The organism is Pseudomonas sp. ArH3a (assembly GCF_022648765.1).
Lineage (GTDB): Bacteria > Pseudomonadota > Gammaproteobacteria > Pseudomonadales > Pseudomonadaceae > Aquipseudomonas.
On sequence record NZ_CP080330.1, the window covers coordinates 3,170,265 to 3,197,042 of the forward strand.

Annotated in this window: 19 protein-coding genes; 9 read left to right on the forward strand and 10 right to left on the reverse strand. The window is 60.4% G+C overall.

Features of this window, described 5'->3' with window-relative positions; genetic code table 11:
• Positions 1-83 precede the first annotated feature (83 nt).
• The 4 genes from K0P33_RS14490 to K0P33_RS14505 are packed head-to-tail and all read left to right on the forward strand — an operon-like array spanning position 84 to position 5,351.
• Complete coding sequence (locus K0P33_RS14490) at positions 84-1,427, forward strand: 3-oxoacyl-ACP reductase (RefSeq protein ID WP_242155850.1); 1,344 nt, start codon at positions 84-86, stop codon at positions 1,425-1,427.
• Between the two features lie 3 nt (positions 1,428-1,430).
• Entirely contained in the window at positions 1,431-2,321 is an 891-nt protein-coding gene (locus K0P33_RS14495) for a MaoC/PaaZ C-terminal domain-containing protein (protein WP_242155852.1), read from the forward strand.
• On the forward strand, positions 2,318-3,616 hold the full coding sequence (locus tag K0P33_RS14500; protein ID WP_094953519.1) for an acetyl-CoA C-acetyltransferase: 1,299 nt from the start codon (positions 2,318-2,320) through the stop codon (positions 3,614-3,616). Before K0P33_RS14495 ends, K0P33_RS14500 begins: the two co-directional genes overlap by 4 nt.
• A gap of 31 nt (positions 3,617-3,647) precedes the next feature.
• Positions 3,648-5,351 (forward strand): AMP-binding protein, encoded by a 1,704-nt coding sequence (locus K0P33_RS14505; protein ID WP_242155854.1) that lies wholly within the window; start codon positions 3,648-3,650, stop codon positions 5,349-5,351.
• Positions 5,352-5,488: 137 nt separating this feature from the next.
• Here the strand turns inward: K0P33_RS14505 and K0P33_RS14510 are convergent, their stop codons facing one another.
• The 5 genes from K0P33_RS14510 to K0P33_RS14530 form a co-directional block, all read right to left on the reverse strand.
• The gene (locus K0P33_RS14510) at positions 5,489-6,466 is read right to left on the reverse strand and encodes an NAD(P)-dependent oxidoreductase (protein WP_242155856.1); all 978 of its coding nucleotides are present in this window, start codon (positions 6,464-6,466) and stop codon (positions 5,489-5,491) included.
• Positions 6,466-7,761: an MFS transporter gene (locus K0P33_RS14515; protein WP_242155858.1), complete on the reverse strand. Its 1,296-nt coding sequence runs from the start codon at positions 7,759-7,761 to the stop codon at positions 6,466-6,468. Before K0P33_RS14515 ends, K0P33_RS14510 begins: the two co-directional genes overlap by 1 nt.
• 45 nt (positions 7,762-7,806) lie before the next feature.
• On the reverse strand, positions 7,807-8,748 hold the full coding sequence (locus K0P33_RS14520) for a sugar kinase (RefSeq protein ID WP_242155859.1): 942 nt from the start codon (positions 8,746-8,748) through the stop codon (positions 7,807-7,809).
• On the reverse strand, positions 8,741-9,523 hold the full coding sequence (locus K0P33_RS14525; protein ID WP_094953524.1) for a TIM barrel protein: 783 nt from the start codon (positions 9,521-9,523) through the stop codon (positions 8,741-8,743). Before K0P33_RS14525 ends, K0P33_RS14520 begins: the two co-directional genes overlap by 8 nt.
• Before the next feature lie 87 nt (positions 9,524-9,610).
• Positions 9,611-10,669, reverse strand: coding sequence for a LacI family DNA-binding transcriptional regulator (locus K0P33_RS14530; protein WP_277933792.1), 1,059 nt, complete (start codon positions 10,667-10,669; stop codon positions 9,611-9,613).
• A 277-nt stretch (positions 10,670-10,946) separates the two neighbouring features.
• Here K0P33_RS14530 and K0P33_RS14535 point away from each other — a divergent pair, with 277 nt between their 5' ends.
• From K0P33_RS14535 to K0P33_RS14545, 3 genes are all read left to right on the forward strand, one after another.
• Positions 10,947-12,179 (forward strand): hypothetical protein, encoded by a 1,233-nt coding sequence (locus K0P33_RS14535; RefSeq protein ID WP_242155862.1) that lies wholly within the window; start codon positions 10,947-10,949, stop codon positions 12,177-12,179.
• Between the two features lie 152 nt (positions 12,180-12,331).
• Positions 12,332-14,452, forward strand: coding sequence for a hypothetical protein (locus K0P33_RS14540; protein ID WP_094953825.1), 2,121 nt, complete (start codon positions 12,332-12,334; stop codon positions 14,450-14,452).
• A gap of 255 nt (positions 14,453-14,707) precedes the next feature.
• Positions 14,708-16,990: an autotransporter outer membrane beta-barrel domain-containing protein gene (locus K0P33_RS14545; RefSeq protein WP_242155864.1), complete on the forward strand. Its 2,283-nt coding sequence runs from the start codon at positions 14,708-14,710 to the stop codon at positions 16,988-16,990.
• 70 nt (positions 16,991-17,060) lie between these two features.
• On the opposite strand, the gene K0P33_RS14550 is transcribed toward K0P33_RS14545, so the two are convergent.
• The 3 genes from K0P33_RS14550 to K0P33_RS14560 form a co-directional block, all read right to left on the reverse strand.
• On the reverse strand, positions 17,061-17,702 hold the full coding sequence (locus K0P33_RS14550; protein ID WP_094953824.1) for a DUF1345 domain-containing protein: 642 nt from the start codon (positions 17,700-17,702) through the stop codon (positions 17,061-17,063).
• A 1,271-nt stretch (positions 17,703-18,973) separates the two neighbouring features.
• A complete protein-coding gene (locus K0P33_RS14555; protein WP_242155866.1) occupies positions 18,974-22,063 on the reverse strand; it encodes an efflux RND transporter permease subunit in 3,090 nt (1,029 codons plus the stop codon).
• Between the two features lie 6 nt (positions 22,064-22,069).
• The gene (locus K0P33_RS14560; RefSeq protein WP_094953628.1) at positions 22,070-23,224 is read right to left on the reverse strand and encodes an efflux RND transporter periplasmic adaptor subunit; all 1,155 of its coding nucleotides are present in this window, start codon (positions 23,222-23,224) and stop codon (positions 22,070-22,072) included.
• 286 nt (positions 23,225-23,510) lie between these two features.
• On the opposite strand from K0P33_RS14560, the gene K0P33_RS14565 reads away from it, so the two are divergent.
• Positions 23,511-24,212 carry a response regulator transcription factor gene (locus K0P33_RS14565; protein WP_094953622.1) on the forward strand — a complete coding sequence of 234 codons (702 nt, stop codon included), beginning with the start codon at positions 23,511-23,513 and terminating at the stop codon, positions 24,210-24,212.
• 3 nt (positions 24,213-24,215) lie between these two features.
• Positions 24,216-25,517, forward strand: a complete 1,302-nt coding sequence (locus K0P33_RS14570) for an ATP-binding protein (RefSeq protein ID WP_242155867.1) — start codon at positions 24,216-24,218, stop codon at positions 25,515-25,517.
• Here the strand turns inward: K0P33_RS14570 and K0P33_RS14575 are convergent, their stop codons facing one another.
• Both K0P33_RS14575 and K0P33_RS14580 read right to left on the reverse strand, forming a co-directional pair.
• Entirely contained in the window at positions 25,518-26,198 is a 681-nt protein-coding gene (locus K0P33_RS14575) for an anti-sigma factor (RefSeq protein ID WP_242155870.1), read from the reverse strand.
• Positions 26,195-26,725, reverse strand: a complete 531-nt coding sequence (locus K0P33_RS14580; protein WP_242155872.1) for a sigma-70 family RNA polymerase sigma factor — start codon at positions 26,723-26,725, stop codon at positions 26,195-26,197. The genes K0P33_RS14575 and K0P33_RS14580 overlap by 4 nt, the downstream gene beginning before the upstream one ends.
• Between the last annotated feature and the right edge of the window lie 53 nt (positions 26,726-26,778).

Below are 26,778 nucleotides of genomic sequence, written 5' to 3' on the forward strand. Positions count from 1 at the left end.
CGAGCCGTCTGTATCGCAGGCAAGCCAGCTCCCACAGTTGATCGGGTTTACAAGGCAGGATTGTTTTGTGAGTGGGACCTTTTATGAGTGACAGCTACCTATCCTTCGTCAATTCCCCCTGGGGCCGGCGCTTGGCCCAGGCTATCGGCCTGCCGCAACCCTTGCCGTTGCAGCGTCATCGCAGCGGCCAGTCAGGTCTGGCCAACCCGGTGATCGTCGCCGGGGCAGGGCGGCTTGCCTCGCAGGTGCAACAGATTTTCGAGGCCACCGACACCGTCGCCGCCACCCCGGCGACCCTCAAGGCGCCGTCCACGGTCAAGGTGCAAGGCGCAGTGTTTGACGCCACGGGTGTGCTCGATTTACAGCAGCTCGATGAGCTGTACGTGTTTTTCCACGCCAACGCCAAACGCCTCGGCCACCACGGCCGCGTGGTGGTGCTCGGCACTGCGCCGGAACATTGCCAGGATTTGCCCCAGGCCATCGCCCAGCGTGCCCTTGAAGGCCTGGTGCGTTCGCTGGCCAAGGAGCTGCGCCGGGCGATCACCGTGCAATTGATCTACGTCGCGCCGGGTGCCGAACACGCCCTGGACAGCAGCTTGCGCTTCTTCCTGTCGCGCCGTTCGGCCTATGTGTCGGGGCAAGTGGTGCGCCTGGAAAAACCGGTGGACGGCGCTGTCGCCGTGAACTGGGACAAACCCTTCGCCGGTCGGCGTGCGCTGGTGACGGGTGCTTCCCGTGGGATTGGTCTGGCCATCGCCCAGGTGCTGGCCCGCGACGGCGCCCATGTGGTTTGCGTCGACGTGCCCCAAGCCCAGGAGGCGCTGCGCCAGGCCGCTGACAGTGTGAACGGCTCAGCCTTGGCGCTGGACATCACCGCCGCGGATGCCGTCGCGTTGTTGCAGGCGCATGTCAGCCAATACGGCGCCTTCGACGTGGTGGTGCACAACGCCGGGATCACCCGCGACAAAACCATCGCCAAGATGACCGAGGCGGCCTGGCGCAGTGTGCTGGCGGTCAACCTGCAAGCGCCGTTGCAGCTGAGCAATGCCTTGTTGCACAGCCAAGGGTTGAACCCGGGCGGGCGGATTGTGTGCGTGTCGTCGATCTCCGGCATTGCCGGCAACCTGGGGCAAAGCAACTACGCCACCTCCAAGGCCGGTGTGATTGGCCTGGTGCAGGGCCTGGCGCCGTTGGCGGCGCAGCAGCAAGTCACGGTGAATGCCGTGGCGCCCGGGTTTATCGAGACGCAGATGACCGCGAAAATTCCGCTGATGATTCGCGAGGCGGGGCGGCGCATGAACTCGATGTCCCAAGGCGGGCAACCGATTGATGTGGCCGAGACCATCGCCTGGCTGGCCCATCCGGCGTCCGGCGGGGTTAACGGCCAAGTCGTACGCGTGTGCGGCCAAAGCCTGCTGGGAGCCTGAGCCATGGACTACGTGACGCAGATCATCGACCCACCACCCTCACGCACCCAGCTGTTACTGGATGGTGTGCGCGCGCTGCGCAAACCCAAGCTCGACGGCGCGCCGTTGCTGCCCCAGGCACTGTTGGTGCGCGCGGCGGTGGAGCTGTCGGCCAGTGACATCGCCGCGTATGGCCGCGCCTGTGGTTTCCGGCGTGAGCAGGGCGTGCCGCTGTCCTATCCGCACGTGCTGGCGTTCCCGTTGCACCTGATGCTGCTGACGCGGCCAAGCTTTCCGTACCCGGCCAGCGGCATGGTGCATCTGGCCAATCGCATTCGTCAGCACCAGCGCTTGCACGAAGGCCAGGCGCTGCGCCTGGAGGTATTTTGCGAGCGTTGGGTCGCGCATCCCAAAGGCCAGGCGCTGAGTATCGCCACGCGGGCCTACAGCGCCGACGCGCTGGTGTGGGAGAGCGACAGCCTGTACCTGCGTCGCGCCGTGAAAAAACCGGTCGGTGAACCGTGGGATGACGTGCTGGGGTTGCAGGAAGACGGCCTGTTACGCACCCAACGCTGGGTGCTGCCCGCCGACCTCGGCCGACGGTTTGCCAAGGTTTCGGGGGATTTCAACCCGATTCACACCTCGGTGATCGGCGCCAAAATATTCGGCTTTCGCCGTGCTATCGCCCACGGCATGTGGACCTTGGGCCGCGCATTGGCGGCCCAGCAACCGCCGGGTGGTCTGGATCAGGCGCAAGCGCATTGCGACTTCAAACTGCCGATCTTCCTGCCCGGCCAGGTCGCCCTGTGGAGTCGCCCGGCAACCGGCCCGCGCCGTGAGTTCGAAGTGCGCAACTTTGCCGGTGATAAACCGCATATGCGTGGGCTGTTTATTTGGAATGAGAGCCACCCATGAGTGATTACAGCTTCAACCCGGCCCCGACCCGCCGTGTGGCGATTATCGGCGGCAACCGTATTCCGTTTGCCCGTTCCAACAGTGTGTATGCCCATGACAGCAACCAGGACCTGCTGGTCGCCGCCTTGCAAGGCCTGGTCGAGCGCTACAACCTGCACGGCCAGCGCCTGGGCGAGTTTGCTGCGGGCGCGGTGATCAAGCATTCGCGGGATTTCAACTTGGCGCGTGAGTCGTTGTTGTCGACCACGCTGTCGCCAGAAACGCCCGCGTACGACGTGCAACAAGCCTGCGGCACGGGCCTGGAAGCGGCGTTGCTGGTGGCGAATAAAATCGCCCTGGGCCAGATCGAAGTGGGCATTGCCGGGGGGGCCGACACCACCTCCGATGCGCCCATCGGCATCAATGAATCCCTGCGCCACACCTTACTCTCGGCTAATCGCGCCAAAGGCCTTGGCGACACGTTGAAAGCGCTGCTGAAGGTGCGACCGGCGATGTTTTTCAAGCCGTTGCTGCCGCGCAATGGCGAGCCGCGCACCGGTTTGTCGATGGGTGAGCACTGCGAAGAAATGGCCAAGCGCTGGCAGATCAAACGCCTGGCCCAGGACGAGTTGACCCTGACCAGCCATCAGCGCCTGGATGCGGCCTACCAACGTGGCTTCTTTGACGATTTGATCAGCCCTTACCGTGGCCTGGTGCGCGACAACAACCTGCGCGCCGACGCCAGCCTGGAGAAGCTCGCCGGGCTGTCCCCGGCCTACGACCGCCAGAACGGCACCCTCACGGCGGGCAACTCCACGCCGCTGACCGATGGCGCCTCGGTGGTGCTGCTGGCCAGCGAAGAATGGGCGGCTGAACATGGCTGGCCAGTACTGGCCTACCTGCGCACTGGCGAGACGGCGGCGGTGAGTTTTGTCGACGGCGCCGAGGGCCTGTTGATGGCACCGGCCTATGCGGTGCCACGCATGCTCAAACGCGAAGGCCTGAGCTTTGCCGACTTCGATTTTTTTGAGATTCACGAAGCCTTCGCCGCTCAGGTGCTGTGCACCCTCAAGGCCTGGGAGGACGCCGATTATTGCCGCGAGCGTCTAGGCTTGGACGCCCCGTTGGGCGCCATCGACCGCAGCAAGATGAACGTCAACGGCGGCTCGCTCGGCTGCGGTCATCCGTTCGCCGCCACCGGTGGCCGGCAACTGGCGGCGCTGGCCAAAACCATCCATGAGAACGGTGGCGGGCGCGGCTTGATTTCGATCTGCGCGGCGGGCGGGCTGGGCATTACCGCCATCGTCGAAAAGTAGCGTTACCCAAAACAATAACAAGGAGACTGCCATGAACGCTGTAAGCCTGGAACACGCCGAACGGATCTGGTTGAACGCTTACTTGCCCGGCGTGCCGGCAGACATTGAGGCGGGTATCGAGGCGTATCCGTCGTTGCGTGAGGTGTTCCTGGAACACCTGGAGAAGTTCCGCGAACGCGTCGCTTACGTCAGCATCGGTACCGAAATGACCTATGCCGACTGGCAGGTGCAAGGCATCGCGTTTGCCGCGTGGCTGCAGGGCCAGGGCGTGAAGAAAGGCGACCGTGTGGCGTTGATGATGCCCAACTGCTTGCAGTACCCGATCTGCCTGCTGGGCACGATCCTGGCCGGTGCGGTGGTGGTCAACGTCAACCCGCTGTACACCGCCCATGAGCTCAAGCATTTGCTCAAGGACAGCGGCGCCGAAACGGTGGTGATCTTCGAAAACTTCGCCCACACCCTCGAAAAGGTTGTGGCCGGCAGCAGCGTCAAGCGCGTGGTGCTGGCGGCCATCGGCGACTTGCTCGGCACCTTGAAGGGCGCGGCGATGAACTTCATCCTGCGCAGCGTGCAAAAGCAGGTGCCCACATTCAACCTGCCCGGCGCCGTGCGCTTCAACAAGGTGCTGAAACAGGGGCGGGCGCTCAATCACCTCCCGGTGGCGATGAACCTCGATGAGCTGGCCTTCTTGCAATACACCGGCGGCACCACGGGGGACGCCAAGGGCGTGATGCTCAGCCACCGCAATATCATCGCCAACCTGTTGCAGGCCAAGGCCTGGGTCGGTGACCAGTTGGACCAGGACACGCAAGAAACCAACGTCACCTTGTTGCCGCTGTACCACATCTTTTCCCTGACGGTGAACTGCCTGATGTTCATGTGCCTGGGCGGGCGCAACATCCTGATCGCCAACCCGCGCGACGTGAAGCGCGTGCAGATGATCCTGCGCAAAGAGCGTTTCAACGGGATTGCCGGGGTCAACACCTTGTTTAATGGCTTGCTGGAAAACAAGGAATTCTGCGCGCGGGACTTCTCCGACCTGCGCATGGTGATTGCCGGCGGCATGGCCACGCACACGGCGGTGGCCAAGCGTTGGAAGGAGGTGACCGGGCTGCCGATCATCGAGGGCTACGGGCTGACCGAATGCTCGCCGGTGGTGAGCATCAGCCCCATCGACATCTCACGCATGCGCGAGATGGAGTTTACCGGCAGCATTGGCGTGCCATTGCCGTCGACCTGGGTGCGCTTTATGCGCGAGGACGGCGAGTTGGCCGGCATCGGTGAGCAGGGCGAACTGCAAGTGCGTGGGCCGCAGGTGATGCAGGGTTACTGGAAGCGCCCGAAGGAAACCGCCGAGGTGCTGGATGCCGAGGGCTGGTTGTCGACCGGGGATATCGGCGTAATGGATGAGCGCGGCTATATCCGCCTGGTCGACCGCAAGAAAGACATGATCCTGGTCTCGGGCTTCAACGTGTACCCCAATGAAATCGAAGACGTGGTGGCCTTGCACCCAGGCGTGAGTGAAGTGGCGGCCATCGGCGTGGAAGACGCTGTGACCGGGGAAAAAGTGAAAATCATCGTCGTGCGCAAAGACCCGAACCTGACCCAGGAACAGATCCTCGCTCACTGCCGGGAATACCTGACAGGGTACAAAGTGCCGCGGTATGTGGAATTTCGCACCACCGAACTGCCCAAGACCACCGTCGGCAAAGTACTGCGCCGCGCCTTGCGCTGATTTACCGGTGTAGGTGATCTAACTGTGGGAGCGGGCTTGCCCGCGATAGCATTGTGTCAGTCACCGAATTCATCGACTGACACACCGCCATCGCGGGCAAGTCCGCTCCCACATGGGTGTTGTGTAAGTCTAGGCGATCAGTGTTTCCAGGCGGTTGGATTCACCAGGTTTTTCGGCCGTTCACCCGCCAGCGCCGCCAGCAGGTTGTCCACCGCACACTTGGCCATCGCCTCACGCGTTTCATGGGTCGCCGAGCCGATGTGTGGTGTGGCCACCACGTTGTTCAAGCGCAGCAACGGCGAGTCGTGGTTCAACGGTTCACGCTCAAACACATCCAGGCCCGCCGCCCGAATCGTACGTTGCTGCAACGCTTGGACCAGTGCGGCCTCGTCCACCACTTTGCCACGCGAGATATTGATAAAGATCGTCTCTGGGCCCATCAGCGCAAACTCTTCAGCGCCGATCAGCTTTTCGGTTTCGGCGGTCAGCGGCAAGGTCAGGCAAACAAAGTCGGCTTCCTTGAGCAAGGCCACCAAACTGCGGTACTGCGCGCCGAAGCGTTCTTCCACCAACGGTTTGGGCGAGTGGCTGTGGTAGATCACCGGCATGCCAAAACCAAAATGCCCGCGTTGAGCCAGGGCTTCGCCGATGCGGCCCATGCCGATAATGCCCAGGGTCTTGCCGTGTACGTCGCTGCCGAAATGCGCGGGGCCGATGTTTTTGTTCCATTGGCCGGCGCGGACCATGTCGGCCAGTTCGACCACACGGCGCGCGGTCGCCAGGATCAGCGCGAAACCGGTATCGGCAGTGGTTTCGGTGAGCACATCCGGGGTGTTGCTGAGCAGGATGCCACGTTGGGTGAGGTAGTCGATGTCGTAGTTGTCGACACCCACCGAGACGCTGGCGACTGCTTCAAGCTTGGGCGCCAGGTCGAGCAACTGGGCGTCCAGGCGCAGGCTGGCACCCAGCAGGCCCTGGGCACGGGGTAAGGCGTCGCGCAGTTTGGCCAGGCCCGGTTCGTCCAGCGCGTCGATCAGCGTGACGTCGGCGTGCTCGTGCAGCCGGGCCATCAAGGGCGCGGAGAGTTTTTTATATAAAACGACAGATTTTTTCATCAGGTTTTCACCTTCAATCCAAGAGTGGGCATCGGCACGCGTACACGGTCGCTGGCGCCGGGCTTGAGGAAAATCGTCAGCACCACGGCCAGCATCAGCGCACCGCTCATCAGCAGGTACGAGGCGCCAGGCGAACCGGTGCTGCTATTGAGGTAACCCACCAGGTAGGAGCCGCCGAAAGAGCCGAGCGCGCCCATGCTGTTGATCAGTGCCATGGCGCCACCGGCAACGTTGGCCGGCAGAATTTCCGGGACGATGGCGAAGAACGGCCCGTAAGGCGCATACATGCAGGCCCCGGCAATCACCAGCAGGGTGTAGGACCACCAGAAATGCTCAGCGCCGAGTGCGTAGGACGCATAAAACGCGATGGACGCAATCAACAAGGGCGGCCACACAAAACGTTTACGTTTTTGCAGCTTGTCCGAGCCCCACGACACCACGAGCATGCCGATCACCGCTGCCAGGTACGGCAGCGCCGACAGCCAGCCGGCTTCGACCATGTCCATCTGCAAACCGGCCTTGAGGATCGACGGCAGCCACAGCACAAAGCCGTACACGCCGATGCTCCAGCAGAAAAACTGCAGCGCCAGGACGATCACCTTGGGCGAGCGAAACGCCTCGGCGTAGTTCTTCACCGCCTTGATCCCGACTTGTTCGGCGGCCAGGGCGCTTTCTAGGTCTTTTTTGTGTTGCTCACTCAGCCACTTGGCGTGGGCGGGTTTTTCATCCGCCAGCTTCCACCAGATAAACGCCCAGATCACCGCCGGCAAACCTTCGATGATAAACATCCAACGCCAGCTGAAATGCTGCACCAGATAGCCCGAGACCACCGACATCCACAGCATGGTCACCGGGTTGCCGAGGATCAGGAAGGTGTTGGCGCGCGAGCGTTCCGCACGCGTAAACCAATGGCACAGGTAAACCAGCATCGCCGGCATCACGGCGGCTTCGACCACCCCGAGCATGAAGCGTATGGCGATCAACATGTAGGCGTTGGACACCACGCCGGTCAGGGTGGCGAGGCCGCCCCAGAGGATCAGGCTGACGAAAATCAGTTTTTTAACGCTGCGCTTTTGCGCGTAGATCGCCCCCGGCACCTGGAAGAAAAAGTAGCCGAGGAAGAACAGCGCGCCCAGCAGCGAGGACATGCCGGGGGTGATCATCAGGTCTTCGGCCATCCCGGAGGCGGCGGCGAAGCCGTAGTTGGCGCGGTCCAGGTACGCCAGGCTGTAGGTGATAAATACGATGGGCATGATGTACCACCAGCGGCGGGTGGCGAGTTTCAAGGTATCCATGGGGTTGCTCCTGAGCTTGTTGTAGTTGTGGCAACAGGGTGTGGGTCATGCAACGGATCGGGCAGGTAACTCCAAACGGGTCGGCAAGCCTTCCATATCGCCCCGGCTCTGCACGGCGCGGCTGCCGATCCAGTTGCCGCGCTTTACCGCGTCGGGGAAGCTGAGGTTCTCCAGCAGGGCGCTGATCATGCCGACGGCAAAGCCATCGCCGGCGCCGACGGTGTCGACGACTTTTTCCACCGGCACGGCGGCGACAAAGCCTTGGTCCATTTGGGTGCGGTAATAGGCGCCATCCGGCCCAAGCTTGATCGCCACGGCTTCGGCGCCTTGGTCGAGATAGAACGCGGCGATGTCGGCCGGGTCGTCGAAACCGGTGAGCAAGCGGCCTTCGCTCAAGCCTGGCAATACCCAATCAGCCAGCGCGGCAAGGGCGTTGATTGCGCCGATCATTTGCGCTTGGCTGGCCCATAGCGACGGGCGCAGGTTCGGGTCGAACGACACACTGCGCCCGGCCTTGCGCATTTGCGTCATCAATTCCACCGACAGCTCGCGGGTCGCCTCAGACAAGGCCGGCGGTATGCCGGTGGCATGCAGGTGCCGCGCCTGTAACAGCGCGGGGCTGATGGCGGCGATGGACAAGTGGCTGGCGGCCGAACCTTTGCGGAAGTATTCGACCTGAGGGTCTGCGCCGGCTTCTTCGCGGGACTTGAACTGAAAGCCGGTGGGGTGCTGCGGGTCCACCGCCACATGCTGGCAATCCAAGCCTTCTTTTTTCAGTGTGTCGACCACAAAACGCCCGAGCGAATCATCCCCGACGCGGCTTAGCCAGGCCACGTTGAAGCCCAGGCGCGACAGGCCGATGGCGACGTTGCTGTCGGCCCCGGCAATACGTTTGTGGAACTGGGCCACCTGGGCCAAATCGCCGGTCTGCTCGGCGACAAACATCGCCATGGTTTCACCAAACGACAGGATATCGATCTCAGACATGGGCATTCTCCGCACGGGGTTGGCCAAGGACGGCGAGGGCGGCGACCTGCTGCGCGGTGACCTCCACCAGGTCATCGCCTTGCAACGGGAATTCCACGGCCCGGGTAATACCTTGAGTCATATGTTTGAGCAGTTGTTCCCACAGATGCAGGTCGGTGGCGCCGGGCGGCAGGGCCACCAGCTTGCCGTCCTGGCGGCGGGCCACGGCCTTGCAATGCAGGTAATCCACATGCCGGCCGAGCAGGCGTGCGGCGGTGAGGGCGGATTGGTCCTGCCACTGCCAGTTGCCGATGTCGAACGTCATTTTCACGGGCAGGCCAAGGCGCTCGACCTCAGTGAAGAACCGCTGCATCGGCTCGATACGCCCACCCTGCAGGGTCTGGTCGTTTTCCACCAGCAGCTGAACGGGGTGGCGGTTGAGCAGGGCGTGCAGGCTTTGCAGGTCGTTGGTGTCGGTGAAGTAACCGAGGGAGACCTTCAGCCAGCGCGCGCCAAATGCCTGGGCGCGGTCGAGGGTGGCATTCAGCTCGGCGTTGGGCTGGGCGCGGCCGGCGACCCACAGTTCCAGCGGCGAGGAGAACACGCATTCCAGGCCATGCGCGGCGGCGGCCTGGGCCAGAGCGGCAGGGTGTTCGCGGGTCAGCAGTTCTTCGCGCCATTCGATGCGCTGGGCGCCGGCGGCGCTCAGCAACTCGACGAAACTCAGTTGGCCCTGCTGGCGTACCAGGTCAGCGCCGTAGCTGGAAAGGCTGATGGAGACGGGGTATTTATGCATTGTTATGTACCTCTGAAACCGGTTTCATTTTTCTACGCAAAACAAGTGTGGGAGCTGGCTTGCCTGCGATGACGGTGTGTCAGGCGATTACTGCTTCGTCTGCTGAACCGTCATCGCAGGCAAGCCAGCTCCCACAAGGGATTGAGTGGAGCCACGGATGATTAATTCCGGCAAAAAATCCAGGGTGCGCGTCGGCGCGTCATCGCCGCGCAGGCGTTGGAGCAGGCAGTCGAACGCACTGGCGCCAATCGCTTCAGTGGGCTGGGCGAGGGCGGTAATGCCGTTGCCCACCAACGGGTACCAGTCCAGGTCATCCAGGGCGATCAGGCCCACATCGTCAAACAGGTTACAGCCCAGGGCTTTGAGCGCACGGGTACAGGCCAGCGCGGCAATGCCGTTGGCGCAGAACAACGCCTTCGGGCCGGGCTTGGCAACAAAGGCCTGCAAACGGCTTTCCAGTTCGCCATCCAGTTCCAGCACTGCGCCAGTCAGTTCGGGGCGGCTGGCGATCTCGGCCGTGAAACTGGTCTGGCGCTCCAGGCGCGAGCTGGTGCCGTCGGCGGCTTCGCTCACCAGCAACACATCGCGATAGCCCTGCTGTTGCAGATGCTCCACAGCGATGCGCACGGCGGCGGGGTTATCCAGCCCGACCAGGTCGCTGTGCAGCGGCTCGACCTTGCGGTCCACCAGCACCAGCGGCATTTCCTGCTGCAGTTCGAGCAATTGGTCGAGGTGATGGCCGAGGGTGTTCACAATCAACCCTTCGATGTTGTACGAGCGCAGCGCCGCCAAGTGTTGGCGTTCCTGTTCGTCATCGCGGTCGGTGTTGCACACCACCAAGCTATAGCCATGCCGGCGGCAGGCGGTTTCGACGCCGTGCATCACGGCAATGGAATAGGGGTTGCGGATATCGGCGACCAGCATGCCGATCAGGCGTGTGCGCCCTCGTTTCAAACCGCGGGCCATTTGGTTGGGGCGGTAGCCGAGGTCGCTGATGGCTTGCTCGATGCGCAGGGCAATGGCGTCGGAGAGCAGGGCGCGGTCATCACCGATAAAACGCGAAACGCTGGCCTTGGACACGCCGGCGCGCTCGGCGACGTCAAGCATGGTCACGCGGCTGCGCTGGGCGGCGGAAAATGGAGTCACGGTGGCGGGCCTTTCTTATTGGATTTAGTCGTTTGATTGCCAGCATTCGGCAGTCTGAAACCGGTTTCATAAAATGCCAGGCAGCCCGTTTCGTCAAGAACTATTTAAAAAAGGTCACGGCACCAGGCGTGAGAAAACCGACGAACGGATAGGGCTACCTGTTAGTTATGACAGTATCCGGCCAAAGGCTTTAGGCGTTTAATTTTCCTACGGACGATAGGCAGAAGTAATCCTCTCCTGTGATGCGTCGTCATGAAAATTAACCTGAGGCCGGAACATGGCTAACCTCCAAAAACCCTATCCGCGCTTCGGTTCGAAGATACTGACCCTGGGGGTCGGCGCAGAGTTACCGCCGATGACGATCACGGGTGTCGACCTTAACGACCCCGATGGCGTGGTGCCGCTCAACTATTTGTTAACCCCCTTGAAAGTCCAGATCCCACGTTGGTCGCCGTTACAGGTAGCGGGTGATGAAGACCATATCCTTGAGCTTCGAGAGCTCAGCGACGATGGCGAGTGGCTTATCGAGCGAATAACAATCAAGCCACCGCCGCCGGCAATTCCCAACGAATACGAGTTTGAAATCCCTTTGGCGTGGTTGAGGCGCCGTCCCCGTCGTACAGCGTGGCTTTTTTACTCGGTTATCAATGGCGGCAACACGACGGAATCTCAAAAAACACAGATCCTCGTCGATCTGGAACGGCCAAGCCTGCTGAAATCGACGGATACCGTGCGGTTTGTGGTGCCGCCCGTACCGGCGGTCAACGAGGCCTATTTGACAGCCAACCCTCTCGTGGCGTTTTACATCCCGCTCTACAACGTGATGGCGAAAGGGGATCGGATCGAGTTCTTTTTATCCAACCAGCCTAACGCTCCCTTAGCGGCGGCGGCGGGCGGGTCGTTGCTGAATGTCAGTAGCCTCCCATGGACCGCAACACTCGCGGCTGACGCCTTTCGCAAGCTGAGCAATGGCAACGCGTACGTGCGCTTCAGAATTTACGACGCGACGGGAAATTACAGTGACTTGAGTGCCGATCTCCCTTTCGTGGTGGGGTCTGCTGTGGTAGTCCAGCCTGTCACGCTTCCGGCGCCGAGACTGGAAAGCACACTTAATAGACTAGGTTACTTGACGTGTAGTTCGCTCACTACCGAGAAGAAAAGCGTTAGTTGGACAATTCTTCCGAACACCAACATACAGGTGGGCGACCAGATAAAGTTTATCTGGCAAGGGTATCAAACCAATAACTGGGAAACACTGCTTGCGAACGTCCTATTTGAACAGACTGCGACGTGGACGTTACTGCATCAAACGACAGGCATGCCGGTCGTCATGGATGCGTACTACACGGCACTGTTTCCCTTGCGCAAATTTTCATCCGCTATTGGTCGATATGAAGTCTGGCGTGGGGGTGCAAAGTTGGGCGACTCGCTGCAACGTTTGTTGCGTGTTGATTTGACTTTTCCCACGGGGGGCTATTGCGCGCCGGGTGGAATCATTTTAGATACGTGAGCCTTTGCTGTTTTGAACAGCGTGTCGTTGTTTTCGGAAAATAACGTAAACACTCAAGGTGCGCCTTAAAGATTCGTGGTGGGTAAGCGTAAGTTTGCTCGAGTGGCGAAGTGGGTAGAAGGTTGTATGGTTTAAAACAACGGAGAATTAAAATGAATGTCGCAAATAGAAAAATTATCACTGATTTTGAGACCGCGATTCTTGCTCGTAATTATACCGATAGGTTTGCGCCAGCCACGTTTTTGGGTGAAGTGCCTAACTTTACTGGCTTGCTGTACCGAGAGACGGCATTGGGCGATACGATAACTGTCACTATACCGCTTGGGACTGGTGTACTAGCTGGTAACACCCTAACATTTGAGGTGGTGCCGTTTGATGTTACGGTACCCTTTGCCCTTCCTACTCCTGATGTTGAGGCAACCGATAGTCCATATTTTTTAACGGCTAAGACTTACCTCGCTTTTAGATTCCTTGCCGACCCCATCGGCGATACGGTGGTGTCTCTTCCTCGATCCCTTTTCTCATCGGGCGTACACTTGCTACGGTACGGTATCGGCGACGACGACCCGACTGTAGGCAACAGAACCATGTCTGTACCACAGTTGATCATTATAGACGGTGTGAGCCCGTATGATCTGCCGCGAATAGCCCCGCCTGCACCGGTGCCCCCTCAGCCTCTACCGGTCCCGTTTGATCGCAATTACTTCGCGAGCCAGCCCGGTCGAAGGGTGATGTTTACGCTGCCGTACGATGCTGCGAGAGGTCGTCAGGAAGGCGATTATGCGCAGTTTAGATTCGGCGAGTTGCCCTATCCTATTCCCATTGATTCAACCAGTGCGGAAACAAAATACCCGATTTCCAACGATCCGGCGGTTGCCGTTACCGTTCCATTGTCATTGGATACTATCGAGGCTGCGCCTAATGGTAACTTCCGTTTCAGCTACCAGCTTTGTGACGTTGCCAACTACTGCAGTGAATGGTCGAATGTTTACCTGCTAAACGATGTAGCCATGGGCCCCGCCGCCACTGACTTTTTGGCGCCGCAGGTTTTGCATGCAGTCCCTGGTGACAACCTGATCAATCGCGCCGATATGGCGCTTGAAGGCGGCTTGCAAGTACTCATTCCGCCTTATACCAATCCTCAGCGCTCAACCCCGACAGATACGTTCAGAGTGACCCTTACCCCGACGGCGACCCCGGGTTCGACTGGCGTTGCCGTGACGTTGGCTGATAGGCCACTGGGTAATACGCCTTTCTCCGTTCCCGTGCTGGCCACCCCGGCTCAACTTGCTACGCTCTACGGTAATGCAGTAGGCACCCAGCAAGTCACGGTTTCTTACGTCGTTATACGCGGCGGGGTTACTTACCCGGTAGCGGCAACTACGATATTCAATCTGGACCTGAATGTAATCGTAATACCCGGGACGACAGATGGAACGGATGCTAACCCTAATCTCCCTCCGGTCGTTGTTCAACCGGTACGCCCCGCTGGTGAAACCCGACCTAACAATAGACTCGAGCGTGTTGACAATGGCCGCGATGCCGTGGGTCTGGTAACACTGTGGAATGTGGCGACACTGCCTGCAGCCGCCACGCCGTTCGTGATTTCTTTCAGCTACGGCGCCTATTCGGCGGAAAAGACTTTTTCGACCCCTGCGGACATCCCAGCCAATGGAATCGTAGAGTTCCCAATTACTTGGGACACTATCAGGGCATTGGGCGGCCCTCTGCAAATTGCTAGCTACACGGTCCGTCGAACCACCTCTACCAACCAGCAGCAGCCGCTAAACGCGACGGAGGTCACTGTAGAATCTGTCTTCAGGCGAATGAATGCGCCTATCGTTCGACGGGCGACAACGACGGTTGTCTGCTCGACCTTGGATCCATTGAATACCGGCATACTTAGAGTATTTATTCCGCCTTCAGTGAATTTAGACGGTGCCACGAACGGCTCGATTACTATTACGGGGTATAGAAATACTAGCCAGACGGCACCTGTAGCTGCGTCGACAACTATACCTTTCCCAAACCCACTCCCGCTGTCGGCGTCGACATTAGGGTTTGATTTAACGTTTCCTTCGCCCGGTGCTTTTTTCAAACAGATTCAAAACGCTCGGTCGGTGAACGCGGCCTCGCTAAGGTTGATATACAGTGTGACGGTAGCGGGTGAACTGGTGAACTCTGATCCTGCAGATTATCGCCTGAATCACATCAGACCTGGGCCGATTACCTCTGCGCTGTATTGTGATGGTACGCCTGTGCCAGTAGTGTAAAACCAAGGTAATAGCCAGAGCGCGGGAGACCGTCTCTGGCTTACTTGGTTATGTCAGTTGTTGTGTGTTGAAAAAGTGTCGCAATGATTCGGTCTTACAGCATCTGTTTATTGTTGATACTCCAGTTCAGGAAAAATCCTACAGAACTGGCGTGTTTGCTGGGTAATTATGGCGTCGCTTGATTGGAGGGGTCTCACGAGATTTAGAACCCGCCCTATCGTTTCGTGAAGGAACGCCAACTAGAGGTCAACTAAGATGTCGGCAGTATTTAATTTCAAACCCACGCCTTTGAGCCTGGCCCTGACGGCTCAGGCTGTTACGCTGTTTCTTCTGGCGTCCCCTGATGTGCAGGCACGGATCATAACTCAGCCTGGCACGGTAATATCGTCGACTGCTCCGGTTACTAATTACGAGCTTAGCGCAGGTTCGAGCTTGATTGTTGACGGTGCGACCACCACGCAAATTAAGGCGGTGGGTGCAGGCTTGACGCTGCGGCCGGGTAGCACAACGTTAGATATCGATGCTACGGGTGGATCGACCGTAGTGGTTGATGGCTCTCAGGTGACTGCTCGTACAGGAGTATTTGGGTTAACTGCCGCTGTTCACGTTCTTAACAACAGCAGCGTATTGATCACTAACAACAGCACGGTCACTAATACCGGTTTGGCAGGTGTGCAGGCCAGCCGGAACGGCCTCAGCCAGGTTGGATCGACCATCACGGTAAACAACAACAGCCGGGTATCCGGTAGGGATTTCGGTATTACGGCCAGTGCCTACAGCACGGTCAACCTTGATCGCGCGCAGGTCCAGGCCACGGGTGCCACGGGCACCGGTTTGCAATTGGCGAACGCTGACGCCTTTGTAAGGAATAACAGCAGCATCGTAGGGGGGCGCAACGGCGTATTCATGCGTGCGGAAGGTAACGTGACCCGGACCAATACCTTGATCCTCGACCATTCTGTCGTCGAGGGCAAAACCGGTTCGGCGATCTTGGTAAACCCTACGGCGAACAATAGACCCTCGTCCGATATTCAGGTGCTGAACGGATCGAGGCTGATTGGCGGCAATGGTGTTCTGCTTGAGGTGGGCAATAGTTCCATTGCCAACATGAACGTCGACAACAGCACCTTGGTCGGTGACGTGCGCATTGGTGCAGGCAGCACGGGCACAGTGCAACTCAACAACAATGCGTCGCTGACCGGCCAGCTGTTCAACGTCAAGCAACTTGATGTCAACGGTAATGCCCAGTGGATGCTGGTGGGTGACAGCCAGGTCAATGCGCTGAGAATGGCCGGCGGTAACGTCGTCTTTGGCAGCCCAACCCAGTACTTTCAACTGAACACTAACAGCTTGGCCGGCAACGGCACGTTCAAAATGCACACCAACTTCAACACCGGCGAGACCGACTTGTTGAACGTCAATGGCAACGCCGAAGGTAATCACCAGCTGTTGATTGGCGCCAGTGGCTCGGAGTTGGCCACCGGCGAGGCCATCAAGGTGGTGCACACTCAAAGCGGCGGCGCCAAGTTTGGCCTGGTGGGCGATACCGTCGATGTCGGCGCTTTCGAATATGGGCTCAAGCAGGAAGGCACCGATTGGTACTTGGACACCGAGAAACGGGGTACCAGTACCAGCGCCAAGGCGGTGCTCGCACTCGCGAACGCGGCGCCGGCCGTATTGCTCGGCGAATCGAGCATACTGCGCACCCGCATGGGTGAAGTACGCTTCGGCGAAGGCAAGAGCCAAGGCCTGTGGATGCGTGGCTACGGTAACAAGGTGGACGTGGCGGCCAACAGCAACGGCGTGGGCTACTCACAGAATCAGTCGGGTCTGACCATCGGTGCAGACTGGGCGGTCGATGAACTGTGGACATTGGGTGTGATGGGCGGTTACAGCAATTCCACCCTGGGCCTGAGCCGCGGCAGCAGCGGTATGGTCAACAGCTACTACGCGGGTGTCTATGGCATTTTGCGTGATGACGAGAGTGGTGTGTATGTAGACCTCACGGCGAAGGTCAACCGCTTGAACGGCCAAAGTCAGGTCAACATGAGCGATGGTCAGCGCGCCAAAGGCAAATACTCGCAAGACGCGGTCAGTGCATCGGTTGAGGTCGGCAAGAATATCAAGCTCGATGACGACGGTTTGTATCTTGAACCCTTCGCTCAGTTGGCCGTCGCTGCTATCGGCGGCTCCAACTACACGATGGACAACGGTTTGAAGGCAAAGAGCGACCGTGCCACTTCAGCGATCGGTAAGGTCGGTGTAACCGCAGGTAAAAATATCCAGCTCGAAAGCGGTGGCATCCTGCAGCCGTACCTGCGTACTGCCGTGGCGCGTGATTTCAGCCCGGACAACAAGGTCTATGTCAACGATCAGCAATTTAAAAACAACCTGTCGGGCGGCAGTGTAGAGGTCGCGGCCGGCTTGGCTGTTTCGTTGTCACCCAGCCTGAGCGTGCATGCCGAAGGCACTCACATGAAAGGCAAGGCCTATGACCAGCCTTGGGGCGCTACTGTAGGCGTGCAGTGGGCTTTCTAAGCAGTTCACGCAGTTGAAAATGGGAAGCCTCGGCTTCCCATTTTTTTGCCTGCCAGATCTGTACGCCGGCCTAGCTGAACAACCCTGCGGCAATGTTGATCGAGAAACCCAGAATTGCGGTATTGAACAGGAACCCGATCAACGACTGGCCCAGCACGACTTTGCGCAAACTGCGCGTGGCCACCCCCACATCCGCCGTTTGCACCGCCACGCCGATGGTGAACGAGAAGTACAGAAAGTCCCAATAGTTGGGGTTGCGCAAGCCTTCGGCAAAGCGCAGCGCTGGCTCGTCACCTTCCCAGGTATAAAAAAGCCGCGCGTAGTGCACGCTGAAAATCACCCCCGTCAGCAACCATGAACCGATCACGGTCATGCCGGTAAAACCGTAATGCAGCAGGCGCGCCGTACTGTCCAGGTCCTTGCTGCCTACCAGGTTGACCGTGATGGTCGCCAGGCTCGCAATCGCTGCGATGCACACCATAAACAGCACCAGGCCTGCGTTTTCATCCTCGACTTCGGCGATGCGTTTTACGTCGTCGGCGCGGGCGCGGGTCGCCAGCCACACCATCAGCAGCAGGTAGGTCCACACCCCGGCGTTCCAGCCGATGAGGACCTTGCTGATCAGCGTATCGGCAGGCGCCAGAATGCCCACGGCAAGGCCGAGCACGGCGGCGGATGAGAGGCGAGGGTGGGTGCGGGCAAGGAAGGCCATAGGTGCTCACAACAGAGGATGTTGTGAGCACCATAGCGCATTCTCCAGAGGCTAACTTGCTGGGGTGAGCCTGTTGGCCTGGATTTTCACGGGGGCGCTGGGAGCATATCCGTTATTTGGGTGATGGCTGATATGGGTTCTGCTCTTACAGCCAGCCCTTTCAAGGTCTTTGCCTAAATCGCGTCCTACGCCAATTCCAGGCTGAAATTAAGAAAAAAACGAGTTGAATTTGGTTCAGCCAGCATCTCTCTTGGTCAAAAAATGATCATTTTTTGAGGCTTTTTCCAAAGACCTTGAAAGGGCTGGCTCTTACAGCGGGTCACTTTTGGAAAAGAGCCCGGAATGCCGGCCCAGCCAAAAGTAACCAAAGGGCTCTTGCCCCACCACTCGGCACCTCGCTTAGGCTCGGCGTGCGGCCAGCGTGGTTTAACGGGGCGCCTAAGATCAAAAGCAAGAGCACGGCGGCCTAGTAGCCGACCTGAGTGGTTAGATCAAAAGCAAAGCCGAGGCGGCCTGACAGCCGACCTGATAGTGGAAGCTGATACTCAATCAACTGTGGGAGCTGGCTTGCCTGCGATGCAGACACCTCGGTCCATCAAGTACATCGAGTTGATGCCATCGCAGGCAAGCCAGCTCCCACAGAAAAGCAGAGCACTGCGGTGCTGACAGTCGAACTCGGTCAAAACTGTGGGAGCGGGCTTGCTCGCGAATGCGGAGGGTCAGCCAGCTCATGTGTAACTGACCCACCGCCTTCGCGAGCAAGTCGAGTCGTCGCACCGCCGCTCCCACATTGGGATCTCATTACATCAGCTAGATAGGGTGTTGCTGTGCTGTTGCCCTGCTTTTGCTTCTACCACTCAGGTCGGCTACTAGGCCGCCGTGCTCTTGCTCTTGATTTTGATCTGAGGCGCCCCGTTAAACCACGCTGGCCGAACGCAGGCTTTGGAGCGTGGGTAAACCGGCAGGACGCCGGTTTAGCCGCGATGGGCCAAGGATGGCCCATGGCGGCGGCCCACGGTCCAAAGCCTGCGTGAGGGCACACCGAAGCGTGAGCGAGGTGCCGAGTGGTGGGGCAAGAGCCCTTTGGTTACTTTGGGGCTTTTCCAAAGTGACCCGCCGTAAGGGCGGAACCCTAACCAGCCGTGACCGCAGCAACGGATATGCACTCAATCTACAAACCCCCGTCACAACCTCAGAGCAACACAAAGACTTGCGTCGATACCTACGCCTGTTGTGGCAAGCCCGCTGATAACAACGGGCCCGCCCGCCACTTAGGGTTTCTTGCGCACCAGCTTCATGACCACCACAAAGAACACCGGCACAAACACCACAGCCAGTGTGGCGGTGATCATCCCGCCGATCACCCCGGTACCAATCGCCTGCTGGCTGGCCGAGCTGGCACCGGTGGCAATCGCCAACGGCACCACGCCGAGGATAAACGCCAGCGACGTCATGATGATCGGCCGCAGGCGCAGGCGCGCGGCTTTTAAGGTGGCGTCGATCAGGTCTTCGCCCTGGTCATACAAGTCCTTGGCAAACTCGATGATCAAAATCGCGTTCTTCGCCGACAAACCGATGATGGTGATCAAGCCAACCTTGAAGAACACGTCATTAGGCATACCACGCAAGCTCACGGCCACCACGGCGCCGAGTACGCCCAGCGGCACCACCAGCAACACCGACGTCGGGATCGACCAGCTTTCATACAGCGCCGCCAGGCACAGAAACACGATCAGCAGCGACAGGCCCAACAGCAACGGTGCCTGGGAGCCGGACAAGCGTTCCTGCAGCGACAACCCGGTCCATTCCTGCCCCAGGCCCGCTGGCAGTTGGCTGACCAGACGCTGGATCTCCTCCATGGCCTCACCCGTACTGTGCCCCGGCGCCGCCTCGCCGCTGATGGCGATGGCGGGGTAGCCGTTGTAGCGCGTCAACTGCGCCGGGCCCTGGGTCCATTTGGCTTCGACAAACGCCGACAGCGGCACCATTTTCCCGGCATTGTTGCGCACGTTGATCTTCATCAAATCCGCCACCTGGCTGCGCTGGTCGCCTTCAGCTTGTACCACCACCCGCTGCATGCGGCCCTGGTTGGGGAAGTCGTTGACATACGCAGAACCAATGGCCGAGGACAGCACATTGCCCACATCGGCAAACGACACGCCCAGCGCGTTGGCCTGCTTGCGGTCCACTTCCAGCTGCACTTGCGGCGCCTCGGCCAGGGCGCTTTCGCGCACGTTGGCCAGGATCGGGCTTTTTTCGGCGGCGGCTAGCAACTCGGTACGCGCAGTCATCAACGCGGCATGGCCGACCCCAGCACGGTCCTGCAGGCGGAATTCGAAGCCGCTGGACGTGCCCAGGCCGTCTACCGGCGGCGGCAGGATCGCGTAGGCAATCGCATCCTTGAGTTCGCTGAAGGCTTCGTTGGCGCGGTCGGCAATCGATGCGGCGGAGTCATCGCTGCCGCGTTCCGACCAATCCTTCAACGTGGTAAACGCCAACGCCGCGTTCTGCCCGGAACCAGAGAAACTGAAGCCCATGATCATGGTGGTGTCACCCACCCCGGGCTCCTCGGCGTTATGCGCCTCGATCTGCTCGGCCACCTGCACCGTGCGGTTCTTGCTTGCACCCGGCGGCAGTTGGATATCGGTGATGGTGTAACCCTGGTCTTCCACCGGCAGGAACGAGGAGGGCAGGCGGCTGAACATCCAACCCAGGCCCACCAGCAGCACCAGATAGATCAACAGGTAACGCCCGCTGCGCTTGAGGGCATAGGCCACCCAGCCTTCGTAGCGGTCAGTGAGGCGTTCAAAGCGTGTGTTGAACCAGCCGAAGAAACCGCCCTTGGCATGGTGCTCGCCCTTGGCAATCGGTTTGAGCAAGGTGGCGCACAGGGCCGGGGTCAAGGTCAGGGCGAGGAACGCCGAGAACAGGATCGAGGTGGCCATCGACAGGGAGAACTGCTGGTAGATCACTCCCACCGAACCCGGCATGAACGCCATCGGCAGAAACACCGCCACCAGCACCAGGGTAATACCGACGATGGCACCGGTAATCTGGCCCATGGCCTTCTTCGTCGCGTCCTTGGGCGACAGGCCCTCGGTGACCATGATGCGCTCGACGTTTTCCACCACCACAATCGCGTCGTCCACCAGGATACCGATGGCCAACACCATGCCGAACATGGTCAGCACGTTGATCGAGAACCCCAGCAACAGCATGGTGGCGAAGGTGCCCATCAGTGCAATCGGCACCACCAACGTTGGGATCAAGGTGTAGCGCACGTTTTGCAGGAACAGGAACATCACCGCAAACACCAGCGCCATGGCCTCGAGCAAGGTGTAGACCACCTTGGTGATCGAGACTTTGACGAATGGCGAGGTGTCGTACGGAATTTTGTACTCCACGTTGGCCGGGAAGTAGCGCGACAGCTCGTCCATCTTCGCCCGCACCAGGGTGGCGGTGTTCAACGCGTTGGCCCCCGGCGCAAGTTGCACACTGACGGCGGTGGACGGCTTACCGTTCAGGCGCGTGGAGAACTGGTACTCCTGGCTGCCGATTTCCACCCGTGCCACATCGCCGACGCGCACGGTGGAGCCGTCCGGGTTGGCCTTGAGCACGATGTCGGCGAATTCCGCCGGGGTCGACAGCTGGCCCTTGACCAGGATCGCGGCGGTGATTTCCTGGGTTTTGGTGCCTGGCAAATCACCAATGCTGCCTGCCGAAACCTGGGCGTTCTGCGCGCTGATCGCGGCGTTGACGTCAGCCGGCGTGAGGTTGAAGCCAATCAGTTTCTGCGGGTCGATCCAGATACGCATGGCGCGCTCGGCCCCATACAGCTGCGCCTTGCCCACACCGTCCAGGCGCTTGAGCTCGTTCATCACGTTGCGCGCCAGGTAATCGCTGAGCGCTACGGCATCGAGCTTGCCGTCGGTGGAGGTGAGGGTGACCAGCAGCAGGAAGCCGGCGGACACTTTCTCCACCTGTAAGCCTTGCTGGGTCACCGCCTGCGGCAGGCGCGGCTCTACCGCTTTGAGGCGGTTCTGCACATCGACCTGGGCCATTTCCGGGTTGGTGCCCGGCTGGAACGTCGCGGTAATGGTGGCCGAACCCAGGCTGCTCTGGGATTCGAAATACAGCAGGTGGTCGGCGCCGTTGAGTTCTTGCTCGATCAGGCTGACCACGCTTTCGTCCAGCGTCTGGGCCGAGGCGCCCGGGTACACCGCGTAGATTTCCACCTTCGGCGGGGCGACGTCGGGGTACTGGGCCACCGGCAGCTGCGGGATGGCGAGCGCGCCGGCCAGCAGGATAAACAGGGCGACCACCCAGGCAAAGATTGGGCGATCAATAAAGAACTGCGGCATGGCGGGTTATTCCTTGACTGGCTGGCCGGAGGCTGGACTGTTATCCACCTCGACTTTTTCACCGGGGCGCGCGTGTTGCATGCCTTCGACGACGATGCGGTCACCGGGCTTGAGGCCGCTGCTGACGATCCAGCGATCCTCAATCACCGCACCCAGCTCCACCGGTTGCAGGCTCACGGTGTGTTCGGCGTCTAACAGCAGCACCATCGGGATACCGGCGCTGTCGCGGGTGATGGCGCGTTGCGGCACGCTGATGCCTTGTTTATCCACGGCCTGTTCCAGGCGTACGCGCACAAAGCTGCCGGGCAACAGGTCGAGGTCCGGGTTGGGGAATTCGCTGCGCAGGATGATTTGCCCGGTGCCGGGGTCCACGCTGATTTCGGCAAACAGCAACTTGCCCGGCAGCGGGTACAGGCTGCCGTCGTCCTCGATCAGCGTGGCCTTGGCCTGGTCCTGGCCGACCTGTTTCAAGCTGCCGGCCCGGAAGGCGCGGCGCAGGTCGTTGAGTTCGCGGGTGGACTGGGTGAGGTCAGCGTGAATCGGGTCCAGTTGCTGGATGATTGCCAGCGGCGTGGCCTCGTTCTGGCCGACCAGCGCGCCCTCGGTCACTAACGCCCGGCCGATACGCCCGGAAATCGGCGCGGTCACGGTGGCGTAGCCCAGGTTGAGCTTGGCGCGCTCGACGGCGGCTTTGTTCGCGGCCACCTCAGCATTGGTCTGGCGCACGGCGGCGCGGGCGTTGTCGTAGTCCTGGCCGCTGATGGCGTTGCCTTCGACCAACTGGCTGTAACGCTGCTCTTGCAGGCGTGCCTGGAAGGCGTTGGCCTGGGCCTTGCTCAGGTTGGCCTGGGCGCTGTCGAGGTCGGCTTTGAATGGCGCCGGGTCGATACGAAACAGCACGTCGCCCTGTTTCACGTCGTGGCCTTCCTTGAACACGCGCTGCATCACTACGCCTGCGACCCGTGCGCGCACTTCGGCAATGCGCGGCGCGGCGATACGCCCGCTCAGTTCGCTGGTGATGGAGAGGGGCTTGGCCTCAAGGGTTTCGATGCGGACCTTGGCCAGGGGCGTTTCCGGCGCTTCGTCCGCCGATGGGCCACACGCGCTGAGGGCGAGTGTCAGTGCCAGCAGGCAAAACGGCGCAAACAGATTCTTCGACATGCTCATATCCCAATATTGACTGGCGCATCCTAAAGACACCTGCGTCGTGGTGCTGTGAAGCTGTGTAGCTCGTCTGTGAAGAAATGTAAGGTGCGACCCACAGCCGCCTGAGGGCGTATATCCTTGCACAATCCTGCAAACAGCAAAGATCAAATGTGGGAGCGGGCTTGCTCGCGAAAGCGCTGTATCAGCCATAAGTCTGCCAACTGAACCATCGTTTTCGCGAGCAAGCCCACTCCCACAAGGGTCTGGCTACAGCCGACGAACCGTATTATCTGGAAACACCATGCCCAATATCCTCCTGGTGGAAGACGACGCCGCACTCTCCGAGCTGATTGCCAGCTACCTGGAACGCAATGGCTACCACGTCAGCGTGCTCAGCCGTGGCGACCACGTACGTGAACGAGCGCGTCTGAACCCACCGGACCTGGTGATTCTCGACCTGATGCTGCCCGGCCTCGACGGTCTGCAAGTGTGCCGCCTGTTGCGCACCGACTCGGCGGGCTTGCCGATCCTGATGCTCACCGCACGCGATGACAGCCACGATCAGGTGCTGGGCCTGGAAATGGGCGCCGACGACTATGTGACCAAACCCTGCGAGCCGCGCGTGCTGCTGGCCCGTGTGCGCACCTTGTTGCGCCGCAGCAGCCTGTCCGAACCCCAGGTGGCTAATGACCAGATCGTCATGGGCAACCTGTGCATTGACCTGTCGGAACGCACCGTGACCTGGCGCGAGCAGGCGGTGGAGTTGTCCAGCGGTGAATACAACCTGCTGGTGGTGTTGGCTCGGCATGCCGGTGAAGTGCTTAGCCGCGACCAAATCCTGCAACGCCTGCGCGGTATCGAGTTCAACGGCACCGACCGTTCGGTAGACGTGGCCATCTCCAAGCTGCGCCGCAAGTTCGATGACCACGCCGGTGAAGCGCGCAAAATCAAGACCGTGTGGGGCAAGGGCTACTTGTTCAGCCGTTCCGAGTGGGAATGCTGATCCATGTTTCGTGTCCTGTTGCGCCTCTACCTGATCACGATCGTCACCTACAGTGCGGCGATCTACCTGATCCCCAAATTGGTGATCCAGGTGTTCGAACACCGTTACCTGAACTACAACGTCGAGCAAACCCGCGGCCTGCAAAAGCTCATCGTCAAGCAATACCTGCGCGCGCCGGTGGAGCGTTGGTCCCAGGTCACTGACCAACTGAGCCGCGACTTTGCGCCGCTGAAAGTGCAACTGCTGCTGCGCCAGGATGCGAGCTACACCCCTGAAGAAGAACAGCTGCTGGAACACGGCAAGCCGGTGATCCGCCTGGGCGAGTGGGGCTGGATGGAAGAAATCAGCTCGCCGATCAACCAGCAATTCGCGGTCAAGTTGACTATCCCGCCCGACCCGCTGGACATGAACCTGTTGTACTGGTCGATGAACGTGCTGATCGGCGCTGCGCTGCTGGCCTGCCTGCTGTTCTGGCTGCGCCCGCACTGGCGTGACCTGGAACGCCTGAAAACCACCGCCGCGCAATTGGGCAAGGGCAACCTGGCCGAGCGCACGCGTATTCCTGCCAGCTCCAACATCGGCAGCCTGGCATCGGTATTCGACACCATGGCCGACGACATCGAGCGCCTGCTCAACCAGCAGCGTGACCTGCTCAACGCGGTTTCCCATGAACTGCGTACGCCGCTGACTCGCCTGGATTTCGGCCTGGCCCTGGCGTTGTCCGAAGACTTGCCGCCGGCCAGCCGCGAGCGCCTGCAAAGCCTGGTGGCGCACATCCGTGAGCTGGATGAGCTGGTGCTGGAATTGCTCTCCTACAGCCGCCTGCAAAACCCGGCGCAACTGCCGGAGCGCGTAGATGTGGTGCTCGACGAGTTTATCGACAGCGTGCTTGGCAGCGTCGATGACGAGCTGGAAAACCCCGAGATTGTCATCGACGTGGCGCTCGACTGCGCCGTGGAGCGCTTCAGCCTCGACCCGCGCCTCACCGCCCGCGCGTTGCAGAACCTGCTGCGCAACGCCACGCGCTACTGCGACAAGCGCATCCAAGTGGGCGTCAAGGTGTGTGCCAACGGCTGTGAAATCTGGGTGGATGACGATGGCATCGGCATTCCCGTGGACCAGCGTGAGCGCATTTTCGAACCCTTTTATCGCCTGGACCGCAGCCGCGACCGCGCCACCGGCGGCTTCGGCCTCGGCCTGGCCATCAGCCGGCGCGCGATGGAAGCCCAGGGCGGCAGCTTGACGGCCCTGGCCTCGCCCCTGGGTGGGGCGCGGTTTCGGCTGTGGCTGCCCAGCGTCGGCTGATCAGAGCACTTTGACGGCACGGCCGATTGCCTGGATCGGCCCGGTCGGTTTGCCGGTCGGTGAGCCCTGTAGATCTTCCAGGGTCAGCTCGAACAGCTGGTTTGGCGCCAGTGGCGGCAGTTTGTCCAGCGGCACCGACAACGTCTGGCCGGGCTTGACCAACCCCAGCGATACAGGGCCTTGCCAGCCATCGCCCTTGGTCCAGAATTGCAGGGCCTTGTCGGCAGGCACCTGCATCACACCCAATGGAATCAGCTGGATCTGCTGAGTATTGCTGGCTTGGATCACCCAGCCTGGCGCCTGGCTTTGTGGCGCTACCAGCACCACCACAAAGGTCGGTTCAGCGGTTGGCGGGCGCGTCAGCAGCAGCGCTGCCAATACTAACGTGGTGACCAGCCCTGCACCGGCCAAGCCACGCCAGAGTGCGAGCAGGTTCCACCACGGGGTTTGGGTGTTGGCGGGGGCGGGTGCGACAGTGCGCTCGATGCGCTGCCATAGCTGGGCGGAGGGTGGCACCGGTTCGGCCAGTGCCGTCAACGGCAACAGGCGCTGCTCCCAGGCATCCACCGCCGCGCGCAACTCGGCATCCTGGGGCAAGCGCTGTTCAACCTCGGCGCGTTGCTCAAAGGGCAGGGTGCCCAGCACGTATTCGCCGGCCAGTTCGTCCAATGGGTTGCTCATGCCATGCACTCCCGCAGCGCGGCGAGGCTACGTTTGATCCAGGCTTTGACTGTCCCCAGTGGGGTGTCCAGTTTCTGCGCGATTTCGCTGTGGGAATAGCCGTCGACATACGCGTGGAGTACGCAACGGCGACGGGCCGGGTCGAGTTGTTCCAGGCAGTGCTGAATCTGCCCTGAGCGCGCAGTGAATTCAAAGCTGTCGTCGGCGGCTGCAACGTATTCATGTTCTTCGCCCAACGCCACTTCGCGGTGATGGTTGCGCACCCCATTCAATGCCAAGTGCCGAGTTACGCTGAACACCCAGCCACGCGCCGAACCACGGTTGGGGTCGAAACTGCCGGCGCCGCGCCAGATCTTGATAAACGCATCATGCACGATGTCTTCGGCCAGGGCTCTGTCCCGGGCGATACGCATGGCCACGCCGAGCAGTCGGCTGCTGTCGTGCTCATACAGTCGGCGCAGGGCGCGTTGGTCGCCACGGGCACAAGCGCCCAAACAGGCTTCGTAATCAAAAGTGGTTTCGGGCAAGGACACTGTTTTCCGCAGCAAGAACAAAACCAATGCCCCGACCCAGAGGGCGG

What these genes read in the sequence shown, in the direction of transcription:
- K0P33_RS14505 (WP_242155854.1), top strand. Translation starts at nt 3,648, where the DNA reads ATGAACGCTGTAAGCCTGGAACACGCCGAACGGATCTGGTTGAACGCT.
- K0P33_RS14565 (WP_094953622.1), top strand. Translation starts at nt 23,511, where the DNA reads ATGCCCAATATCCTCCTGGTGGAAGACGACGCCGCACTCTCCGAGCTG.
- K0P33_RS14545 (WP_242155864.1), top strand. Translation starts at nt 14,708, where the DNA reads ATGTCGGCAGTATTTAATTTCAAACCCACGCCTTTGAGCCTGGCCCTG.
- K0P33_RS14510 (WP_242155856.1), bottom strand. Translation starts at nt 6,466, where the DNA reads ATGAAAAAATCTGTCGTTTTATATAAAAAACTCTCCGCGCCCTTGATG.
- K0P33_RS14495 (WP_242155852.1), top strand. Translation starts at nt 1,431, where the DNA reads ATGGACTACGTGACGCAGATCATCGACCCACCACCCTCACGCACCCAG.
- K0P33_RS14500 (WP_094953519.1), top strand. Translation starts at nt 2,318, where the DNA reads ATGAGTGATTACAGCTTCAACCCGGCCCCGACCCGCCGTGTGGCGATT.
- K0P33_RS14515 (WP_242155858.1), bottom strand. Translation starts at nt 7,761, where the DNA reads ATGGATACCTTGAAACTCGCCACCCGCCGCTGGTGGTACATCATGCCC.
- K0P33_RS14550 (WP_094953824.1), bottom strand. Translation starts at nt 17,702, where the DNA reads ATGGCCTTCCTTGCCCGCACCCACCCTCGCCTCTCATCCGCCGCCGTG.
- K0P33_RS14490 (WP_242155850.1), top strand. Translation starts at nt 84, where the DNA reads ATGAGTGACAGCTACCTATCCTTCGTCAATTCCCCCTGGGGCCGGCGC.
- K0P33_RS14535 (WP_242155862.1), top strand. Translation starts at nt 10,947, where the DNA reads ATGGCTAACCTCCAAAAACCCTATCCGCGCTTCGGTTCGAAGATACTG.
- K0P33_RS14570 (WP_242155867.1), top strand. Translation starts at nt 24,216, where the DNA reads ATGTTTCGTGTCCTGTTGCGCCTCTACCTGATCACGATCGTCACCTAC.
- K0P33_RS14575 (WP_242155870.1), bottom strand. Translation starts at nt 26,198, where the DNA reads ATGAGCAACCCATTGGACGAACTGGCCGGCGAATACGTGCTGGGCACC.
- K0P33_RS14560 (WP_094953628.1), bottom strand. Translation starts at nt 23,224, where the DNA reads ATGTCGAAGAATCTGTTTGCGCCGTTTTGCCTGCTGGCACTGACACTC.
- K0P33_RS14525 (WP_094953524.1), bottom strand. Translation starts at nt 9,523, where the DNA reads ATGCATAAATACCCCGTCTCCATCAGCCTTTCCAGCTACGGCGCTGAC.
- K0P33_RS14555 (WP_242155866.1), bottom strand. Translation starts at nt 22,063, where the DNA reads ATGCCGCAGTTCTTTATTGATCGCCCAATCTTTGCCTGGGTGGTCGCC.
- K0P33_RS14520 (WP_242155859.1), bottom strand. Translation starts at nt 8,748, where the DNA reads ATGTCTGAGATCGATATCCTGTCGTTTGGTGAAACCATGGCGATGTTT.
- K0P33_RS14540 (WP_094953825.1), top strand. Translation starts at nt 12,332, where the DNA reads ATGAATGTCGCAAATAGAAAAATTATCACTGATTTTGAGACCGCGATT.